Source organism: Ureibacillus acetophenoni, assembly GCF_900220965.1.
Classification (GTDB): domain Bacteria; phylum Bacillota; class Bacilli; order Bacillales_A; family Planococcaceae; genus Ureibacillus; species Ureibacillus acetophenoni.
In genome coordinates this window covers 52,788-70,202 of the sequence record NZ_OBQC01000003.1, presented here as the reverse complement: position 1 = coordinate 70,202, position 17,415 = coordinate 52,788, and the positions used below count along the sequence as shown (strand labels likewise).

General features: G+C 32.6%; 19 protein-coding genes. 10 read left to right on the top strand and 9 right to left on the bottom strand.

The window, feature by feature from the left end; genetic code table 11:
- The first annotated feature begins 7 nt into the window (after positions 1-7).
- The gene (locus tag CRO45_RS05795; RefSeq protein ID WP_235864527.1) at positions 8-352 is read left to right on the top strand and encodes a DUF3889 domain-containing protein; all 345 of its coding nucleotides are present in this window, start codon (positions 8-10) and stop codon (positions 350-352) included.
- Between the two features lie 61 nt (positions 353-413).
- Here the strand turns inward: CRO45_RS05795 and CRO45_RS05790 are convergent, their stop codons facing one another.
- Positions 414-1,232 (bottom strand): MBL fold metallo-hydrolase, encoded by an 819-nt coding sequence (locus CRO45_RS05790; protein WP_097148712.1) that lies wholly within the window; start codon positions 1,230-1,232, stop codon positions 414-416.
- A gap of 230 nt (positions 1,233-1,462) precedes the next feature.
- Here CRO45_RS05790 and CRO45_RS05785 point away from each other — a divergent pair, with 230 nt between their 5' ends.
- The 3 genes from CRO45_RS05785 (at position 1,463) to CRO45_RS05775 (ending at position 4,220) form a co-directional block, all read left to right on the top strand.
- Positions 1,463-1,978, top strand: coding sequence for a sigma-70 family RNA polymerase sigma factor (locus CRO45_RS05785; protein ID WP_235864526.1), 516 nt, complete (start codon positions 1,463-1,465; stop codon positions 1,976-1,978).
- Entirely contained in the window at positions 1,971-3,215 is a 1,245-nt protein-coding gene (locus tag CRO45_RS05780) for a DUF3221 domain-containing protein (RefSeq protein WP_097148711.1), read from the top strand. The genes CRO45_RS05785 and CRO45_RS05780 overlap by 8 nt, the downstream gene beginning before the upstream one ends.
- A 186-nt stretch (positions 3,216-3,401) precedes the next feature.
- A complete protein-coding gene (locus tag CRO45_RS05775; RefSeq protein WP_097148710.1) occupies positions 3,402-4,220 on the top strand; it encodes an MBL fold metallo-hydrolase in 819 nt (272 codons plus the stop codon).
- 152 nt (positions 4,221-4,372) lie between these two features.
- Here CRO45_RS05775 and CRO45_RS05770 read toward each other — a convergent pair whose 3' ends face one another.
- The 4 genes from CRO45_RS05770 to tlp form a co-directional block, all read right to left on the bottom strand.
- Complete coding sequence (locus CRO45_RS05770; protein WP_097148709.1) at positions 4,373-5,131, bottom strand: alpha/beta hydrolase; 759 nt, start codon at positions 5,129-5,131, stop codon at positions 4,373-4,375.
- Positions 5,132-5,215: 84 nt separating this feature from the next.
- Positions 5,216-6,928, bottom strand: a complete 1,713-nt coding sequence (locus CRO45_RS05765; RefSeq protein WP_097148708.1) for a methyl-accepting chemotaxis protein — start codon at positions 6,926-6,928, stop codon at positions 5,216-5,218.
- 220 nt (positions 6,929-7,148) lie between these two features.
- Positions 7,149-9,107: an elongation factor G gene (locus CRO45_RS05760; RefSeq protein ID WP_097148707.1), complete on the bottom strand. Its 1,959-nt coding sequence runs from the start codon at positions 9,105-9,107 to the stop codon at positions 7,149-7,151.
- A 444-nt stretch (positions 9,108-9,551) separates the two neighbouring features.
- Positions 9,552-9,779, bottom strand: coding sequence for a small acid-soluble spore protein Tlp (gene tlp, locus CRO45_RS05755; protein WP_097148706.1), 228 nt, complete (start codon positions 9,777-9,779; stop codon positions 9,552-9,554).
- A gap of 184 nt (positions 9,780-9,963) precedes the next feature.
- Between tlp and CRO45_RS05750 the strand changes: the two genes are divergently transcribed.
- Positions 9,964-10,440 (top strand): hypothetical protein, encoded by a 477-nt coding sequence (locus tag CRO45_RS05750; RefSeq protein WP_097148705.1) that lies wholly within the window; start codon positions 9,964-9,966, stop codon positions 10,438-10,440.
- A gap of 67 nt (positions 10,441-10,507) precedes the next feature.
- Here CRO45_RS05750 and CRO45_RS05745 read toward each other — a convergent pair whose 3' ends face one another.
- The 3 genes from CRO45_RS05745 to CRO45_RS05735 form a co-directional block, all read right to left on the bottom strand.
- Positions 10,508-12,703, bottom strand: coding sequence for a YcdB/YcdC domain-containing protein (locus CRO45_RS05745; protein WP_328588605.1), 2,196 nt, complete (start codon positions 12,701-12,703; stop codon positions 10,508-10,510).
- 196 nt (positions 12,704-12,899) lie between these two features.
- Positions 12,900-13,571 (bottom strand): reverse transcriptase-like protein, encoded by a 672-nt coding sequence (locus CRO45_RS05740; protein ID WP_097148988.1) that lies wholly within the window; start codon positions 13,569-13,571, stop codon positions 12,900-12,902.
- A gap of 193 nt (positions 13,572-13,764) precedes the next feature.
- Complete coding sequence (locus CRO45_RS05735; protein WP_097148703.1) at positions 13,765-13,968, bottom strand: hypothetical protein; 204 nt, start codon at positions 13,966-13,968, stop codon at positions 13,765-13,767.
- Between the two features lie 157 nt (positions 13,969-14,125).
- On the opposite strand from CRO45_RS05735, the gene CRO45_RS05730 reads away from it, so the two are divergent.
- Genes CRO45_RS05730 through CRO45_RS05720 form a run of 3 tightly spaced genes read left to right on the top strand, consistent with a single transcriptional unit; the run spans position 14,126 to position 15,875 of the window.
- The gene (locus tag CRO45_RS05730; protein WP_097148702.1) at positions 14,126-14,335 is read left to right on the top strand and encodes a spore coat protein; all 210 of its coding nucleotides are present in this window, start codon (positions 14,126-14,128) and stop codon (positions 14,333-14,335) included.
- A 12-nt stretch (positions 14,336-14,347) separates the two neighbouring features.
- Positions 14,348-14,710 carry a spore coat protein gene (locus tag CRO45_RS05725; protein ID WP_097148701.1) on the top strand — a complete coding sequence of 121 codons (363 nt, stop codon included), beginning with the start codon at positions 14,348-14,350 and terminating at the stop codon, positions 14,708-14,710.
- 19 nt (positions 14,711-14,729) lie between these two features.
- A complete protein-coding gene (locus CRO45_RS05720) occupies positions 14,730-15,875 on the top strand; it encodes a zinc-dependent alcohol dehydrogenase (RefSeq protein ID WP_097148700.1) in 1,146 nt (381 codons plus the stop codon).
- A gap of 46 nt (positions 15,876-15,921) precedes the next feature.
- Here the strand turns inward: CRO45_RS05720 and CRO45_RS20005 are convergent, their stop codons facing one another.
- A complete protein-coding gene (locus CRO45_RS20005; protein WP_170949417.1) occupies positions 15,922-16,086 on the bottom strand; it encodes a hypothetical protein in 165 nt (54 codons plus the stop codon).
- 215 nt (positions 16,087-16,301) lie between these two features.
- On the opposite strand from CRO45_RS20005, the gene CRO45_RS05715 reads away from it, so the two are divergent.
- Both CRO45_RS05715 and CRO45_RS20000 read left to right on the top strand, forming a co-directional pair.
- Complete coding sequence (locus CRO45_RS05715; RefSeq protein ID WP_097148699.1) at positions 16,302-17,132, top strand: EcsC family protein; 831 nt, start codon at positions 16,302-16,304, stop codon at positions 17,130-17,132.
- 92 nt (positions 17,133-17,224) lie between these two features.
- On the top strand, positions 17,225-17,389 hold the full coding sequence (locus CRO45_RS20000; protein WP_170949416.1) for a hypothetical protein: 165 nt from the start codon (positions 17,225-17,227) through the stop codon (positions 17,387-17,389).
- The last annotated feature ends 26 nt before the right edge of the window (positions 17,390-17,415 follow it).

The window sequence follows — 17,415 nt, the reverse complement described above, 5'->3', positions numbered from 1 at the left end:
TATATATATGAAGATAATGATTGCACTTCTAACAGTCGGTGTTGCATTTTTCTCAATTGCTGCATTTTCACCTATGCATATTGTAAGTTCCCCACTAGTACAAGAAAATCCAACTCCACCTTATGCAAAATGGGGTTCATTGGCCATGCAGGAAACAATGAAAAAATACCCGAAAGCACAAATTACGGATTATTTGCACATTGGGAGAGAGGTTGGAGAAAAAACGTCAGTGGAAAAATTTAAGCTTATATTAGTTCAAGATGGACGTGAATTCGGATTATTTGTTAATTTAGAATTTACTAACGATACAGAGGAATTACAAAATGTTACCTTCACAGAAACAACTCCATAATATAAAAGGACATTTCGCTTATAAACATTACGAAATGTCCTTTTTCTGTAACGCAACCCTATCACTTTTTCTGTTGGTTATTTAATTCTCTTCTAATTAATGCAATATTTTCTTCATGAGAAAAACTTAACTCTCTCCAATAGGAATAATGACTTATTAAATGGTGACTGTTTCCATTTTCCTTAATACTATTTCTAATTTCTTTTATATACCTTTTTGAGTCTTCTTTTCTTTTTCTAATTTCTTCAACATTATTCGCAATATGACCGTGACCAGGTACAAGATATTGTACACGATGATTTCGTAATATCGTATCTACTTTTTGTAATGTCAAATCATAATGGTAACTACTATCATAGATAAATGGAAACTCTACATCTGACAAATAATCTCCCGCAATAAAAATTCCCAATGGCTCAATTACGGCGAATATACCATCGATTGTATGACCTGGTGCTTGGTAAAAAGTTAAAGTTGTACTACCAATTTTTGCAGTATGTCGTTCTCGACTAACTGGAATATCAACTTGAGGGAATGTGATTGGATAATTACGATCTAGGTAATATTTATCGTCAAATTGTTTAATTTGCTCAATCACATGATGTTGGTCCACCTTCGAGAATAAATGACTAGCAATAACGGTAGCATCTAAAAATGCCCCACTTCCTACTAGGTGGTCCCAATCTGAATGGGTGTATATCACATACACTGGGAGATTTCCTCTAATCTTATCGACGGTTTGTCGAATTTCTTCCACTTCTTTTGGAAGTAAGTTAGGATCAACAACAATAATGCAATCTTTTGTTTTCGCCACAACCGATGTTGTTTTATATAACTGACTTTCAAAAACAGTGAAATGTTCATTTTGAAATTGAATCATTCTGCCATCCTCATCTCTATATGTCTTTAAATAAATGGTTTAATTAAATATATATTCCATTGTTGAAGACCAATTACCTTCATTATAAATTATATTATTCCATAATGTATTTCATTTTTGTTACGACTTAAAAATAAGCCCCAACTTATTATTATGTTCCTCAGAAATGAAAAAATTTCATAACTTTGAAACGTGAACCTTTTGGCAATCGTTTATAGTGTACTTAGGGGGTGACCAAGATCAATAGAGAACTAGATTTCATTTTTGATGAGCATGCAGAACATCTATTACAACTTGCTTACTTTTATACAAAGGATCATTATGCAGCAGAAGACATTGTTCAAGAAGTATTTATTAAATTTCTGGATGCTAATTATGAAGAACAAGGAACATTACGTGCATTTCTTTCTAGAATGACGATTAATAAATCAAAAGACTACTTAAAAAGTTGGGCATATAAAAAAATACAATTGAAGGAAAAATGGACTTCCCTAAAAGCGAAGAAAAAGAAAGACAACGTGTTAATAATTGATGAACGTACAATGATTGGTGAAGCCATTTTACAATTGACACTGGAATACCGTGAGTTGATAATTTTGTACTACTTCCAAGAGATGAGTATTGCTGAAATAGCCCAAACTTTAGAAATTCCTGAAAACACAGTGAAAACTCGATTAAGAAGAGCTCGAGAACGATTAAAACCACTATTACAAGATGAAGAATGGGAGGTGCTACTTAGTGAATGAAATTAAAAAAAGTTTAATAAAAGTTGCTGGTGATCTTAGTGAAAATAAGGTTCGTGTACGAGAAAATATTTATAAACAGCATGAGAAAAAGCAGAACTATAAAAAGAATCTCTTTTCAGGTATAGGCGCAGTTGCATTAATAGGAGTTCTCTTTCTAGTAACATCATTCTTGATAAATCAGCAAAACGACGACCTTCAATTAGCAACAGCAGAACTATTTGACGATCAAATATTCAATTTTGATATTAAATTAAATAAAGTAATGGGTTTTAATAGTGATGAATCTAGATTAGAACATGTTTACGAAAATTATGAGAAAGACTTAGCAATTTACACATACGCATTATCCCATGGCTATGAAATTAGTGAAACAGAAATGAATGAAATATACAACCGAAACATGGAAGTGATGTTTGGAAGTGAAGAATCAAAAAAGTTTTGGAACGATACATTTTCACAGGCAAATATTACGATGGCCGAGTTTGAAGAACATTTAAGTAAAACTAGCCCCTACGATGGAGCCAGACGGTATTTAGAAGAACACTATATAAAACTTTATCCAAAAATAGATACATCAGTTGCTAATTCATTGGCAGTTAAACACGCACTCCCTTATTTCCGTGAACATTTTGCAGATGAAATAAAACGATTTAAAGAAAAACATGATCTTCCTTTGTATAACTCACCTATTTGGGAAGGACAAAAAAAAATAGGTCGTGTTGTTGCATTTGAAGATAATATGTTTTTAGTAGTTCCAGATGCTACTGTTGAAGATATTCAAATCCTACAAACGGAAGAAATTCTTGAAAAACATTTAGAAGCATACTGGTATCCACAAGACGAAATACCTAATCTCAATGTAGGTGATTTAATCGAAGTATATGGTAAAACGGTAGAATCCAGTAGGTCACCGTTTGTATCTGATATTTGGAACGTTAAAATGATTGATGCATATCAACCCGATACAAAAAGTAATAACACGATTCAACTTACGATTGATAAAGAAAATATCTCAAGAGTGAAAACATTTGTATCAATCTTAAACTGGGAGGAAATGAAATTGGAATTTACGAATTCTCCTAATTATAAGTTTGAGGTCGATGACATTGTATATGAAATTTGGTCTTATTCAGATGGATTTGTCCTCTATTCTTCTAAAGGTGAGTACAGAAAAATTAATGAAGATTTCTCAATTGAATTAGCAGGATATCTTGGAATAGGTTTTGGAGAAAATTAGTTTTTAAGCATGTGAATCGTATAAAAATTCACATGCTTTTTTATTTTACATTTAAAATCTTGAGGTACACCTAAAAGCAAAAAACCTTATGTAGTCGTATTCACTTTTTATAAAAAACCCCTACTTGACTGATTGAATATTCATTCATTATTGGTATATGATATGGTTTATAAAGGAGTTGATCGTGTGATTTTTAAAAAGAATGCAAAGACTGGAGAAAAACATGGCGTTTCTTATATGAACGGTCATATTAGTATGCAAGGATTTTCAATGAATGTATATAGCTATCAAATTGACGGCGTACTAATAGATACAGGTGCTAGATCATTACATAAATATTTTGAAGCATTTATCGATCAACAAGACTTTGATCAAGTATTTATTACCCACCATCACGAGGATCATACTGGATGTGCTTCGTATATAGAGAAAACGAAAAAAATACCAATCTATATTAATGAAAAATCGATTAATGTTTGCTCCGGTAAAGCAGATTACCCTTTTTACCGAAAAGCCTTTTGGGGACGTAGAAAACCATTTCATGCCAATCCATCACCAAAAACTTTTCAGTCACGATATGCAACTTGGGACGTAATAGATACTCCCGGACATGCTTTTGACCATCATTCCTTTTTAAATAGAGATACAGGTCAATTATTTACAGGTGACTTATTTGTACAGGTCCATACTAAGTTATTATTATCGAATGAAAGTATTCCAACAATTATTGAATCATTAGATAAAGTATTGACTTTCGATTTTAAGGAAGTATTCTGTCAGCATGCAGGATATGTAACTGATGGTCGGACAGCCATTGAACAGAAACGTGACTACTTAAAATCGTTACAACATGAAGTGCTAACTTTGTTTAGTGAAGGCTATACAGCTAAAGAAATTTGTCAAAAGCTATTTCCTAAAAAATACCCTATTATTAAATTATCCCGCGGTGAATGGGACTCCTTTCACATCGTGAATTCTATTCTAAATGAAAGAGCTACTCAATAATATGAAGAATAAGGTTGTCTAGTATAAATTCGCTTCTAGACAACCTTGTTAGTACTAATATTATCAGACTGGCCACTATCAATTATTTGTAGCATCTCCATTGATTTCAATCAAATCTATCAATGTTTAACAGTAAGTTTACTGAAATTTATCTAAGAGTATATCTTCTCACTTTTTAGTACTTGTTCAACAAATAATTGTATATCTAAAAATAATCGTTCACGATCTTTATCCATAGTGATTAAATGTCCACTATTTGTATATGTAGTTTTTCTTTTAAATGAACTTTGTACAGATGATTCGATTAAATCGATACTTTCTTGGAATACTTGATCGTCCATACCACCTTTAGCTAATAAAATTGGTTTAGTAACCCCATTTAGAACAGTTTGTGTTTTTAGAATAAACTGTTGCAAGTCCTTAAGTTTATGAACCGGCCGCGGGAAGTGTTGATTTATATAAACTTCTATCCATTCTTCTGTTTTATTTTTCTTACGGTAATATCGATTTGTATAATGTCTCATACGGTCTTCAAGCGTTTCGATAGGTCTTTCAAAAATTGGAGCGGAAATGGTGACAATAGCTTTACAAATACTTTTTGAAGCGAGTCTTAGAGCCATTACCCCACCAAGAGACTGTCCTACTACAATTATATTTTCATAACCTTCTTTTTGTAAAAATTGAATTGCTTCTTCAGCCGTTTCCCAAGCTTCTTCTACTGAGGATTGAAACAATCTATCAGGTGATTCTCCGTGTCCTTTATAATTTGGAGCATAACAGCTAAACCCGTGTTCGTGAAGATAGTTTGCTAGACCTCGCATCTCTTTGGCACTACTAGTAAAACTGTGTAACAGTAAGATGGCTACTTTATTCCCTTTTAAGTATATATCATTTGGATGAATTTCGTTCATATTGACTCCCTACCCTACTAAGTTGAAATCTAACCTTTATAGAAAAAGAACGATCCAACTTTGGATTGGATCATTCCCTGTCTTTTACTCTTTTAGTTTAAATGTGCGTACATACTTTTCTAGTTCTTCAGCCATTAATGTGGATTCTTGTGAACTGTTAGAAATTTCGTCAATACCTGCAGTAGTTTCTTCTGCAGCTGCCGCAATATTTGTTATTGTACTTTCAATTTGATGAATGGAATGTGTAAATTCTTGAATCATCTCAACAATATTATCCGATTTAACAGTTTCAGACGAAAGTAAATCAGAAATTGTGGCAATTTCTTTTACTGTGTCTGAAACCGCTATGGAAATATTATTTAGTGCTTTTGCAGTTAATTTGACAGTATTAGAGCCTTTTTCAATATACTTCTCATTTTCATTCGAAGAAATCATAACTTTCCCAATTTTATCCATAATATCTTTTACTAAATTCCCAACTTGAGAAACTTCTTTGTTGGATTGTTCTGCTAATTTTCGAACTTCTTCGGCAACAACAGCAAAACCTTTTCCATGTTCACCTGCTCTTGCTGCTTCAATGGAAGCGTTCAGTGCAAGTAAGTTCGTTTGGGAAGCGATATCTGAAATGGCATTAGTAATTGACTGAATTTTTGTTGTTGATTGTACTAGTTGTTGAATAGTGTCGCTAACTTCTTTTGATCCAGTACGGATTTTTTCCATATCATTACTAATTTCTTTAGCGCGAACTTCACCTTCAGATGCAATTTGCATCGTGTTATTAGAAACTTCTACAGTGTTATCGGCTTTTAATTTCATGTTTTGCAAGTCTTCAGCAAGTGTTATTAATACGGATGAAGCTTGATCCGCATGATTCATCCCATCAGTCATCGAAGCAGAAACTTCTTCAATATTATTTGCAACAGTTTTAACGGATTGAGTCATTTCCTCTAATGAGCTCGCATTTTCATTTGCATTTTCAGTTAATTGATGTGATGTTTTACGCATAGTTGCTATCATATTTTGTAAGTTTAATGTTAGTTGATTTAACGTATTTGCTAAATCACCAATTTCATCTTTACTTTTAACCTTAGTCGGGCCAACCATTAAATTTCCACCAGCAATTTCTTTTGCTTGGTGAATAAGCGCTGAAATAGGTTTAGTTTTGCGACGAATTAATAATGCTGTAACGACTGCGGCAAGTAGCATCGGAATAATACTAATTAATATTCCTTGGCTTACAACTCCCCAAGTTCTTTCAGAAACAATGTTTGCATCAAAGTCAATTACACTTATTGCAATAATTTCTTTTGAAGAATCATGATCTTCAAATATTGGAGCATATCCTGAAAGTCTTTTTAATCCAGCAAACTCATAGGGTTCTGAGTATGTAGGGTGTCCTGTTTCAATCAATGTTGCAATCGCTTGTTCGTCAACATGGAATGCATCTCCAACAGCAAAGCCTTTATCTTTCAAGTTATCATCTAAAGCTACAAGATTCCCATTTAAATCTACTATATATTGAGATTCAAAGATGTTTTTATGTTGAGTTGTCCAATTAATCGTTTTACCAAGTTGTTCACTCGTTTGTACATCTCCATCTAAAGCTTTATTTAAATCATCAGTGTTAATTAAACCTGTAGTAATATTGGCACAGCCATAAGCTTCTATTCCTGCAGCTTCATATAATTTGTCATAGGCAGTGATATATGTAGCAACGGAAGATATAGCAATCATTACAATTAAAATCCCTGCAATAATTGTACCAAGTTGAAAAGTTAATGTAGTTTTTAGTTTCATATTATATGTTCCACCTTTAATCTTCACAAACACACAAATTAAACGGTAGTACTACCGATTTAAAGATGTATTTAGAAAGATTGTTTTACTATTTACTATTCTATCAAAATGTAATCGTTATGTTTAGCAAATGTTAAATAATTGTAATGAAAAAGTGAAAATTTTAAGAATACTATTTTTAAATAATTTTAAGCTATAAAGGAGTTATTTTATACTAATCTTATTTTTTTAAGCAATGCATTGCCTCTGCTGCTTCATACCAAGGTACCGTATACCCTTTTCCTTTTGCACAAAAAATACTAGAAGATGAATATTCGGGATCTGCATTTTTGTCATATCCTATTTTTTCAATAACTACTTCACTATTGTGACATACATCATAACCAGCAAATTTTAACGTAAGCACACCTTTCCCATTTGTAAAAGCATGAAATGTAGTGCTGTAATTCATGAAAGTTGCAACGGGAACTTTCCCTTCAATTATTACTAACGTATCGGTCATAATTGGCGGCTCAAAGGTTCCACTTGCTGTTTGAATATCAGTCATCATCCGACCTACATGTTCAATAGGTGCTTTCATTTTGAATCGGTAATAAGGTTCTAATAGAATATTTTCGGCTTGTTCTAAACCTTGGCGAATTGCTCTAAAGGTAGCTTCACGAAAATCTCCGCCGTTTGTATGCTTATTGTGAGCTCTACCGGTCAGTAAAGTGAATTTTATATCTGTTATTGAATATCCAGTTAATAATCCGTTATGTTCCCTTTCAAATAGATGCTTTTCTATTAATCGTTGATGACCTAACGATAAATCGTCAGCATGACAAGCATTTTCAAAACTGATTCCTTTATCCCTTTCGCCAGGATCCATTTTTAAGTGCACTTCAGCGTAATGCTTTAGCGGTTCGAAATGCCCGTAACCAGTCACCGATGATTGGATTGTTTCTAAGTACAAAATTTTTGGTTCATCAAAAGTAATATCTAAATTAAAACGTTCTTTTGCAATCACTTGTAATACTTCCAGCTGAATAACTCCCATAATATGTACATGTATTTCTTGGAACTTTTCGCTCCAAATTACTTTTAATGTTGGCTCTTCAGCCTCTAAAATACGTATAGTTTTTAATACTTCTTTTATATGATCTGTTCCATGATGAACTACCTTTGCTTGCAAAGTTGGTACTAGTTGATATTCCTTAAATTTGGTCAAATCGGTCAAATCAGCGGTTAAAACGTCTCCAATTTCAGCTTTAGATAATCCCTTAACAGCAAAAACATCCCCAGCTTCTACCTTATTAACCGATTCATATCGACTTCCATTATATAAGCGAATTTCATTCACTTTTTCGAAAGATTCTCCAAACTGAAATTCTTGACGAACATGTAAACAACCTTGCATTGCTTTCAAAAAGGTTATTCTTTGATGTTGTTCATCATGGCGAATTTTAAATACTTTACCTCTGAATGGTAGTTCTGAATCATAGTTGGTTTTTGTTAAAATAGAAAATTGATCAAAGAACTCAGCTACTCCAATATCCTTTAATGCAGAACCAGCCATACAAATAAATGCTTGCTCATTTTTAATAAGTGACTGAAGTATTTGGAAAAATTGTCGATAATCTATTTGCCCCTCAATATATTGGTCTAGTAATTTCTCATCTCTCTCTGCTAACCATTCTAAAATATCATTTGGAATATACTTTTCGGATATAGGTTCGTTTATATACAAGGCATTTTCGGAAAATGTCACCTTAATCTCATTTAAAAGGCTGCTTATATTTGCACCTTCTCTGTCGATTTTATTTATAAAAATAAACGTAGGGACATGATGTTTTCTTAGAAGTTCCCAGACAGTTTCTGTATGACCTTCTATCCCATCGATTACACTAATAATAATTATTGCATAATCCATAACACTAATTGCTCTTTCCATTTCTGCTGCAAAATCGACATGTCCGGGTGTATCAATAATTGTATAGATCTCTCCTTTATATTGAATCCTTCCCTGATCCGCATAGATCGTTATTCCTCTTTGTTTTTCGATGAAATGATGATCTAAATAAGAATTTTTATGGTCGACTCTCCCAACTTCACGAATACTTTCAGTATGATAAAGTAATTGCTCACTAAAAGTCGTTTTACCAGCATCTACATGAGCAAGTATACCAATAGTCTTATACATAAATTGCCTCTTTTCTAATCAACTGCTAGATAAAGTAATTGTAACAAAACAATTTTAATTGAGATAAATATTCTAACTAATTTTTTTTGAATGTTTTTTAAAAATTGATTAATTTTCCAAAAAAGGAATGATACTTATTTAAAAGAGGAAAAATGAGGGAATTTTATTGGAGCATCAATTACTTTACAGTATAGTTATATTCTTAATCATCACTCTAATGATTACATACATCATGAATACAAACGGAGTTCCAAAAGGAAACAAAATACTCGCGATAACATTGTATAGTTTTTGTATAGTAGGAATAATTACAATGAATTTTGTTACCCAATAAAAAAACATGAGTCCATAAACAGTTTGAACTCATGTTTCTAATTATTTAAGACCTCGGTTTACACTTTAATATCAAAGAAATTCTAAAAATCCTTTTATAATTTTTCTCCATTATTCATTTCGATGTGCTTCATCTTTAATTTCTTCTCTAAATCCTTGGATCGCTTTTTCACGGCGTTCGTTTTTTTCTTTTATTTGTTGCTGTTGATTTTCTCCAGAAAATTCCATAGCAATTTCTGCTTTATGAATTTTATCTTCCGTATTTTGAATCATCGCTTGTAATTTTTCAACATTATCAGAACGATCATCTGGATTTGGCTTATGGTTGTACTTTGTCATCATAAATACCTCCTATAATGTAATTCAAATTTCGCTATTATTTTGTTTTGTTTTCTAGTTATTATTCATCATTAAAAGAAATAACAAAAACATCCACTTTTGAATGGACTATTTTGGGGAATGATAAATTGTATGATCGAGCTAAACAAACCACTAATCTAAATTCAGAAAGGTAAGTGAAAAAATGATAAAAAACCTTTTTACTTTTATCATATCTTTTCTATTTAGCTTATTAGTAATAATGTTAGTAAATCAGGCAGCATTTGCAGTAACGCCGGTAATCGGGACGATTGATGATTATAACGGTATAAGTGGTGAAGATAAAGAAAAAGCGAAAGAAATAATAAATAATTTGAAAGAACAATTAAGTAAATTAGGAATAACAATTGATAAAAAACATATTCATTTAGATGATCAGTCAAAGGAAAAAGTAATAGAAATTTTTAAAAACTTACATGAAGGTAAAATATCAGATGAAGAGGCAGAAGCTCAGCTAAAAGAATTTGGAATTACGTTACCTAAAGATAATGAATTCAAGAACATGGATCAAGAAACAAAAGAAAAAGTAACATCATTAGTTGAAGATGCACGTTCAAAGTTAAAAGATCTCGGTTTGAAATTACCAAAAAAATTTGAAAGAATGATTCAAAGAAAAGAATGAATAACAATTTATGTTAATAAAAAGGCTGACTCATATTATTTTTGAGTCAGCCCTTATGTCTTTCAATCTATTTTCGATTTTCATGAATTGCATGTGCTAATGGGAATATCGAAGTTGCTAAATTAGCGTAAGTTACTTCTTGTTTTGGTTTAAATTCATTATTTTCTGCAGTCACTAGTTTTAGTGAATCGGCTAATGCAACATACCCAACATATTTAGAGTCAATTGACTCTTTATCCGTAAGGTCAATATTATAAATGTTAAAATTCTTTGCAGCTAACTCTAACCCTAATGCTCGAATATACCAAACCGCTAATTGTTCTTTTGTTAGCAAAGTTTCCGGGTTAAACGCTTCGTTCGGATCCAATATTCCAATTCGGACTGCTTGCTCAACCACTGAATATAATGGGTGGTTTGCATCAATATTTTTATACGTTTGAGTTACTATTTCTTGTTGACGAAGGTAATCATACTCGTAAAAATAGGATAACGACTTCACCAGTACTTTTAGCGCTTCACCATTTGTAATAGATTGGTCCGCATTAAATGTTTTTGTATCCACTTCTAGAATTCGATTTTGAATTAAATAGTTTAACTCTTCTTCTGCAATAGGATGAGTAACTTGCGGTAATTCAGTGTCACTATTTAGACTCTGCCATTTACCAGACGTAGCATCTAAATAGCTAAATGGATTTTGATTATAAATTGGAGTATACACTAAGTTATAGTGAGTAGAATTTTCATAGTAAGGTCTAATATATTGAAGATTTAAATTTAGGGCTTCAATATATGTTTTCTTAGCAATTTCACTCGAAATTACATTACTTACTGATGGCCAATTATCAAATTGTCGGTGGTTAATATATAAGCTATATAACGAACCATCACTGCTCACCGCTACTGAAATTGAACTTCCTTCTACAATAATTCCATTCACAACTCTAGGAAACTCAAAATGATAGATTCCTCGCCCCTCTTCAGAATAAGGTTCATTAATTGGCTTTGCATATTGGTGTAAATAAGAAGGAACCCATTCATTTAAATACGCAATAGCTTTTTCTTGTGCTTCACCCTTAGTAATGGTTGTTTGATCTTTAGGCTCACCTAATTCTCTAAGGACTTCTTTCTTTAAATCATGATATGAAACGATTTCTCCAGTTTGCTTATTTATCTCTAATGTTGAACCGTATCCACCATAATCCCAATCATATGAATAATAAATACTTAAGAATGGTTGACCATATTCATTTTCATATTCATTAACCGAAGAAATATTTAGCTTTACTTTATCTGAATCAATTTTTAATAATTCTTGTACTAACTTTTTAGCTTGCTCGACAGTAATTCCATCATATTTAGCAGGTAATTGTTTTGTTGATAATAACTCAATTCCCCCTACTGTAGGCGCATCTTTTGTAAATCCATTAACTGTTTGCCACTCACCATTAATCGCATGAATACCTAGATTAATCGTTGGTTGGTAAACGAGTGCTAATGATTCTTTTCCTGTCCGATAATCGTAGTTTATTTGATATTTTAATCGAACTGCTAGATTCTCTTTCATTTTAGCAAGCATTTCTTCTTTACTTTTAACTTGATTAACATCATCAAATGTTACTTTACTAGAATTTTGCATAAATTGGTTAAATTGTATTATTTCCCCATTACCTAATACTGTAATATAGACTTGTTGATCTGCGATTGGAATATTATTCTGTTTACGGATAAATGAAAAATCATAACGGATCGGTTCTGTAATAAGTTGATTGTAATAATAATCTGTATACGTTGGACTTAGTTCATAATTGCTGCCATTTGGCAATTTACTTAAGAAATTCTCAGCAATTTTTTGCGCTTCTTCTTTTGAAACTTTTGCTGGGAATAAAGCATCAGCTGATGTTATTGGTGAATAGTAGAAAAACTCTATATCAAGATTATCCCCTACAAAAGAAACGCTACCATAAATATCCTTCCCATTAATAAGTTTATGGAAACTTAAATCATAACGAATACGAGCATCATCAGGATAGTGGTGGGCATTACTTAGATGAAAATCGTTTTCCGATAGAAAATCAAATTTACTCGGAAATAGTGACTTAAATTTTTTAATTAGCTCTGACTTTGAAACGTTAACTTCATCCGACTGTACTTCTATTGCAATCCGTTCACTTTGTGATTCAATAGGTGACTGTGCTTGTCCAATGGTAGTAGTAATACCAAGTGTCAAAGCAGTAGACGTAACGAGGATTGCGAATTTCCTCATCTTTTTCAAATTAACCCTCCTAAAATCGTAATAAGGAATCTCATTAATCCCCACTATAAGTTATATATGCTAAGAACTAGTAATTAATTAATTTAATAGAAATAAATGCAACATTTTTCCCATATAAAAAAACCCGTAAAAATTAGAATATTGTCTAACTTTTACGGGTCATTACAATCTTCTTCTGTAATTTATGTTAAGATTCGTACTTATCTTGAAGTTCAATTTGACCAGTTATATCAACACCTTGTAACGCTTGCGTAGCAAGGCGATCTGCTTCAGCATTGAGTTTTCTTGGTACTAACTCAAATTGAGGTTTAATACCTAATGTTTTTAGTTTTTCATCAATTCGATCTGCCCAACTTGCAAGTTCCTTTTCATAAGCTGGCCATTCTCCACTCATTTGGTTAATGACCACTTGAGAATCCCCAATAAATTGAACTTTTTGATGGTGTACTTCAAGAAGTTCTAATTCTACGACAGACAAGTGAAGCGCAGCATATTCCGCTTCATTATTTGATGCAAGACCTTGTGCCGGGGCATTTCTTCGCATACGGTACCACTTACCATTTTGTTCATAATAGATTGCTACCCCAAGCCCTGCCTCTTGTGACTGTACGTCATATCCACCGTCAAAATACACTTTCACATTATGAGGCTCTGTTTCCATTTCTTTTAAATACTTTTTAATTTCTTTTGGTAGCCAAGTAGTATCGTACTGATCATTATATGTTAGGTTTTTAGCTCGACCAGTTTTCTCAATATCTTCTCCAATAGTCAGTGCATGTGCTGCTGGCATAAACTCAGATCTGAAAGTAGCTTCAGTGCCATTTTTTGATTTATAGGTCCATTCAATAAATAATTCGATTATGTTCACCTTCTTTTATGTATTCGTTATTTTTATTTTATCCTAGACAGTTTTAGTTTAGTATTAATTTCAAATAATTATGTAGAAGTGAAAGACCCCGAAATGCCACTTTATATAAAGTGACGCTTCGGGGCTTCAGTTCAGAGCTTATTCAATAACTCCGTGTAATAAGCTTAAGGATTTATAACAAAAATTAACGGTTGTTGTTATTATTGTTATTGTTGTTATTACGGTTGTTATTGTTGCGATCGAAGTCTGCTTCTTGAGCATACTCTTCGCGATTATTGTTGTTATTGTTGTTACGATTACGGTTGTTAAGATCTAAATCTTGTGCTAACTCCTCGAAATCGTTACGGTTGTTGCGATTACGGTTGTTGTTGTTATTGTTGTTTGCCATGATGTCTTTCACCTCCACGACACTATTTTGACTCTCCAGAACTTTTTTATTCAAATTCCTCAAAAATAAAATTTAATCTCATACAAAAAAACGTACAAATGAATACAACATTTACTGAAAGGGTAGCCTTTTTTAAGGATGTAAAGGAGGTTTCTATATGTTCGAAAAGAAATTAGCTCTTCATGAAACAATGGAATTTCACGAATTAGTTAATTTTATGACAACAAGTTTACTTAAATCAAAAATGAGTCAAGGCATTGTTTTTGATGATGATTTAAGGGCGTTATTAGACAAAAATGTTAAATTAACTACTCCAGCATTAACTGCAATGATCAAATTATATAGAAATTCAAAATTAGAATATTAGGAGGAGATATGTGTGGATGACTATTTAGATCCTATTAATTCAGTAAATATGCCTGAACTAACGGATTCCGGTGTTGCACTAGAGTTTTTATTAACAACAAAAACCGGAATTCGAAACATTTCAATCGCGTTAACAGAAACAGCATCCCCTGTCCTTCGAAAGTTAATGAAAACACAGTTAGATGTCATGATCGATCTGTACGATGAAATTTGCGAATTAATGATGAAAAAAGATTGGTTAAAGCCATATGATTTAGAAGCCCAAAAAGACCTAGATATAAAAGCTGCAGAAAATGCAGTAAGTATCGCTCAATTAGATTTATTCCCGAAAAGTATGAATCGAAAAGGTTTGTTCCCTACTCCACCAAAAGAATAAATACAAGGGAGTTTTTAATATGAAGGCAGTAACTTTCCAAGGAATTAAAAATGTTCAAGTAAAACAAGTAAAAGCACCTAGTATTCTAAAACCAGACGATATTATTATTAAAGTTACAGCATCGGCAATCTGTGGTTCTGATCTTCATTTATTACATGGTATGATTCCTAATCTAAATGAAGATTATATTATCGGCCATGAACCCATGGGAATTGTCGAAGAAGTTGGTAAGAGTGTAACGAAGGTTAAAAAAGGCGATCGTGTTGTTATTCCTTTTAATGTTGCTTGTGGGGAATGTTGGTTTTGTAAACACGACTTAGAAAGTCAATGTGATAATTCAAATGACAATCACAAAGATCACGAGATGGGTGGATTCTTCGGCTATTCTCACACAACAGGTGGCTATCCTGGTGGGCAAGCTGAATATATGCGAGTACCTTTCGGAAATTTTCTTCCATTCAGAGTCCCTGAAGATAGCGAAATACCTGACGAAAGTTTAGTGTTACTTGCAGATGCAGCGTCAACTGCATACTGGAGTGTAGATAACGCCGGGGTTAAGCCAGGTGATACAGTTGTTGTCGTTGGGTGTGGCCCTATCGGATTACTTGCCCAAAAGTTTGCATGGTTAAAAGGTGCAGAACGAGTCATTGCTGTCGATTACGTTGGGTATCGCCTAAAACATGCAAAACGTACAAACAAAGTAGAAATCGTCAATTTCGAGGATCATGAAAATTGCGGAGAATATATTAAAGAAATTACAAAAGGTGGCGCAGATGTCGTAATTGACTGCGTTGGAATGAGTGGAAAAATGACACCTATGGAATTTCTGGCTAGTGGTTTAAAATTGCAAGGTGGTGCCCTAGGCGGTTTTGTTATTGCAAGCCAAGCTGTTCGAAAAGGTGGAACAATTCAGGTTACTGGTGTTTATGGCGCTCGTTATAATGCATTTCCTTTAGGTGATATCTTCCAAAGGAATGTCACTTTAAAAACAGGACAAGCTCCAGTTCCTCACTACATGCCGCATATTTATAATTTAATAAAAGAAGGTAAAGTCGACCCAAGTGATATCGTTACACATGTCTTACCACTCGAAAAAGCAAAACATGGATATGAAGTGTTTGATACGAAAACGGAAGATTGTATTAAAGTAATTTTAAAACCATAACAAATAAAAAGCAGGTTGATTAGAAAATCATTCTGCTTTTTATTTGTTATGGTGGTTTTTTATTTTCTAGAAACGGCTCATACATCATGAGTGCATGATTTTCAGTGACAAATTCATCATCTAGGAACTCACCGTTTAAATTATAAACTCTACGGTTAATTTTATTATGACGAATATAACTACCCCAATTCGAACGTAATGGAATGTTCACATTCATATACATCCTATGTTTTTGTCGTTGGAGCATCTGATCGCCATTGTCCTACTAAATGAGTATCTGTTAAATAAGCGTTTAACTGATTGTTCAATAGTAATTAGTTATATAAAAAATAAATGCATACATTTTGTATAAAATAATTAGATGAAACTTATTGTGCTGGAGAAACGTACTATGAGTATGAATTAAATGAGGTAGGAGAATTTTAAATGGAACTTAAAGAGGAATTACAAAATTATTTAACGGAAATTGAAGCGTGGGAAGATGACCAAAAAGGATTATTCTTTTGGGAAAAACTTGGCCGCTTACCTTTTAAATTATTAGACAAAGTAACACCAAAATTCATTCAAGAGAAAATGGGTATTTTAGTAAATGAGTTAGGAAGTTACATCCAAACAGGTGGTAGATATTTAATAAGCGAAAAAGCAATGATAAAAAAGATACGAAAAACAACGGTTAATTTAGAAATTGAAACGATTGATGATGTGGCAAAAATGCCATTGAAAGATATGATCAAAGTAAGTGATGCACTTCAGGGTGAGCGTGTTAAATTTGCAACTGTTCAAGGGGCATCTACAGGGTTTGGAGGTATCTTCACTTTAGTAGTAGATATACCAGTTGTCCTCGGTACTGCGTTAAAGACATTGCAAGAAATTGCAATTATTCATGGATATGATCCTAATGATAAAAAGGAACGTGTTTTTATCGTAAAGTGTATGCAATTTGCTTCTGCAGACATTGTTGGTAAAGAAGCAATTTTAAAAGAACTTGCATCAATGAATGAAAACAAAAATTCTTCTGAAGATATGATTTCACAGCTAAAAGGTTGGCAAGAAGTATTCTTTACATACCGCGATCAATTTGGTTGGAAAAAGTTATTTCAAATGATTCCCATTGCTGGAATGTTATTTGGTGCAATTGCTAATAAGGGAATGATTAAAGATGTATCTGAAGCAGGAATTATGCTTTACAGAAAACGTCGTATATACGAGAAGCTACATGAGCTAGAGTTAGCAAGTATAAAACAAATTGAAGAATAAATACTTTCTTGAAGTTTGCACATATAAGGCAAACTTCTTTTTAGTATAGCTTCCCTTTTCCCACTCATACTTAGTTGAAAAGGAGCTTTAGTATGTCTTTTATTGATCGGATGTTAAAAAACCTAGCTTGGATTGGAGAAATGTCATCATATGGAATAATTCAAAATGAAGAAGAAACTTCAGAAGAATTCCATATTACTGAAGATCAATTACAAAGTAGTGCACAGAAGGAAGGATTTTTAAAAGATGCTAATTAAATCATTAGAATTTTATCTTTTGTATT

Excerpts from the sequence above, each read along its gene's own strand:
- CRO45_RS05760 (WP_097148707.1), bottom strand. The coding sequence starts at position 9,107 with ATGTATAAGACTATTGGTATACTTGCTCATGTAGATGCTGGTAAAACG.
- tlp (WP_097148706.1), bottom strand. The coding sequence starts at position 9,779 with ATGACAAAGTACAACCATAAGCCAAATCCAGATGATCGTTCTGATAAT.
- CRO45_RS05765 (WP_097148708.1), bottom strand. The coding sequence starts at position 6,928 with ATGAAACTAAAAACTACATTAACTTTTCAACTTGGTACAATTATTGCA.
- CRO45_RS05735 (WP_097148703.1), bottom strand. The coding sequence starts at position 13,968 with ATGGCAAACAACAATAACAACAACAACCGTAATCGCAACAACCGTAAC.
- CRO45_RS05750 (WP_097148705.1), top strand. The coding sequence starts at position 9,964 with ATGATAAAAAACCTTTTTACTTTTATCATATCTTTTCTATTTAGCTTA.
- CRO45_RS05730 (WP_097148702.1), top strand. The coding sequence starts at position 14,126 with ATGTTCGAAAAGAAATTAGCTCTTCATGAAACAATGGAATTTCACGAA.
- CRO45_RS05795 (WP_235864527.1), top strand. The coding sequence starts at position 8 with ATGAAGATAATGATTGCACTTCTAACAGTCGGTGTTGCATTTTTCTCA.
- CRO45_RS05720 (WP_097148700.1), top strand. The coding sequence starts at position 14,730 with ATGAAGGCAGTAACTTTCCAAGGAATTAAAAATGTTCAAGTAAAACAA.
- CRO45_RS05715 (WP_097148699.1), top strand. The coding sequence starts at position 16,302 with ATGGAACTTAAAGAGGAATTACAAAATTATTTAACGGAAATTGAAGCG.
- CRO45_RS05745 (WP_328588605.1), bottom strand. The coding sequence starts at position 12,703 with ATGAGGAAATTCGCAATCCTCGTTACGTCTACTGCTTTGACACTTGGT.
- CRO45_RS05770 (WP_097148709.1), bottom strand. The coding sequence starts at position 5,131 with ATGAACGAAATTCATCCAAATGATATATACTTAAAAGGGAATAAAGTA.
- CRO45_RS05790 (WP_097148712.1), bottom strand. The coding sequence starts at position 1,232 with ATGATTCAATTTCAAAATGAACATTTCACTGTTTTTGAAAGTCAGTTA.
- CRO45_RS20000 (WP_170949416.1), top strand. The coding sequence starts at position 17,225 with ATGTCTTTTATTGATCGGATGTTAAAAAACCTAGCTTGGATTGGAGAA.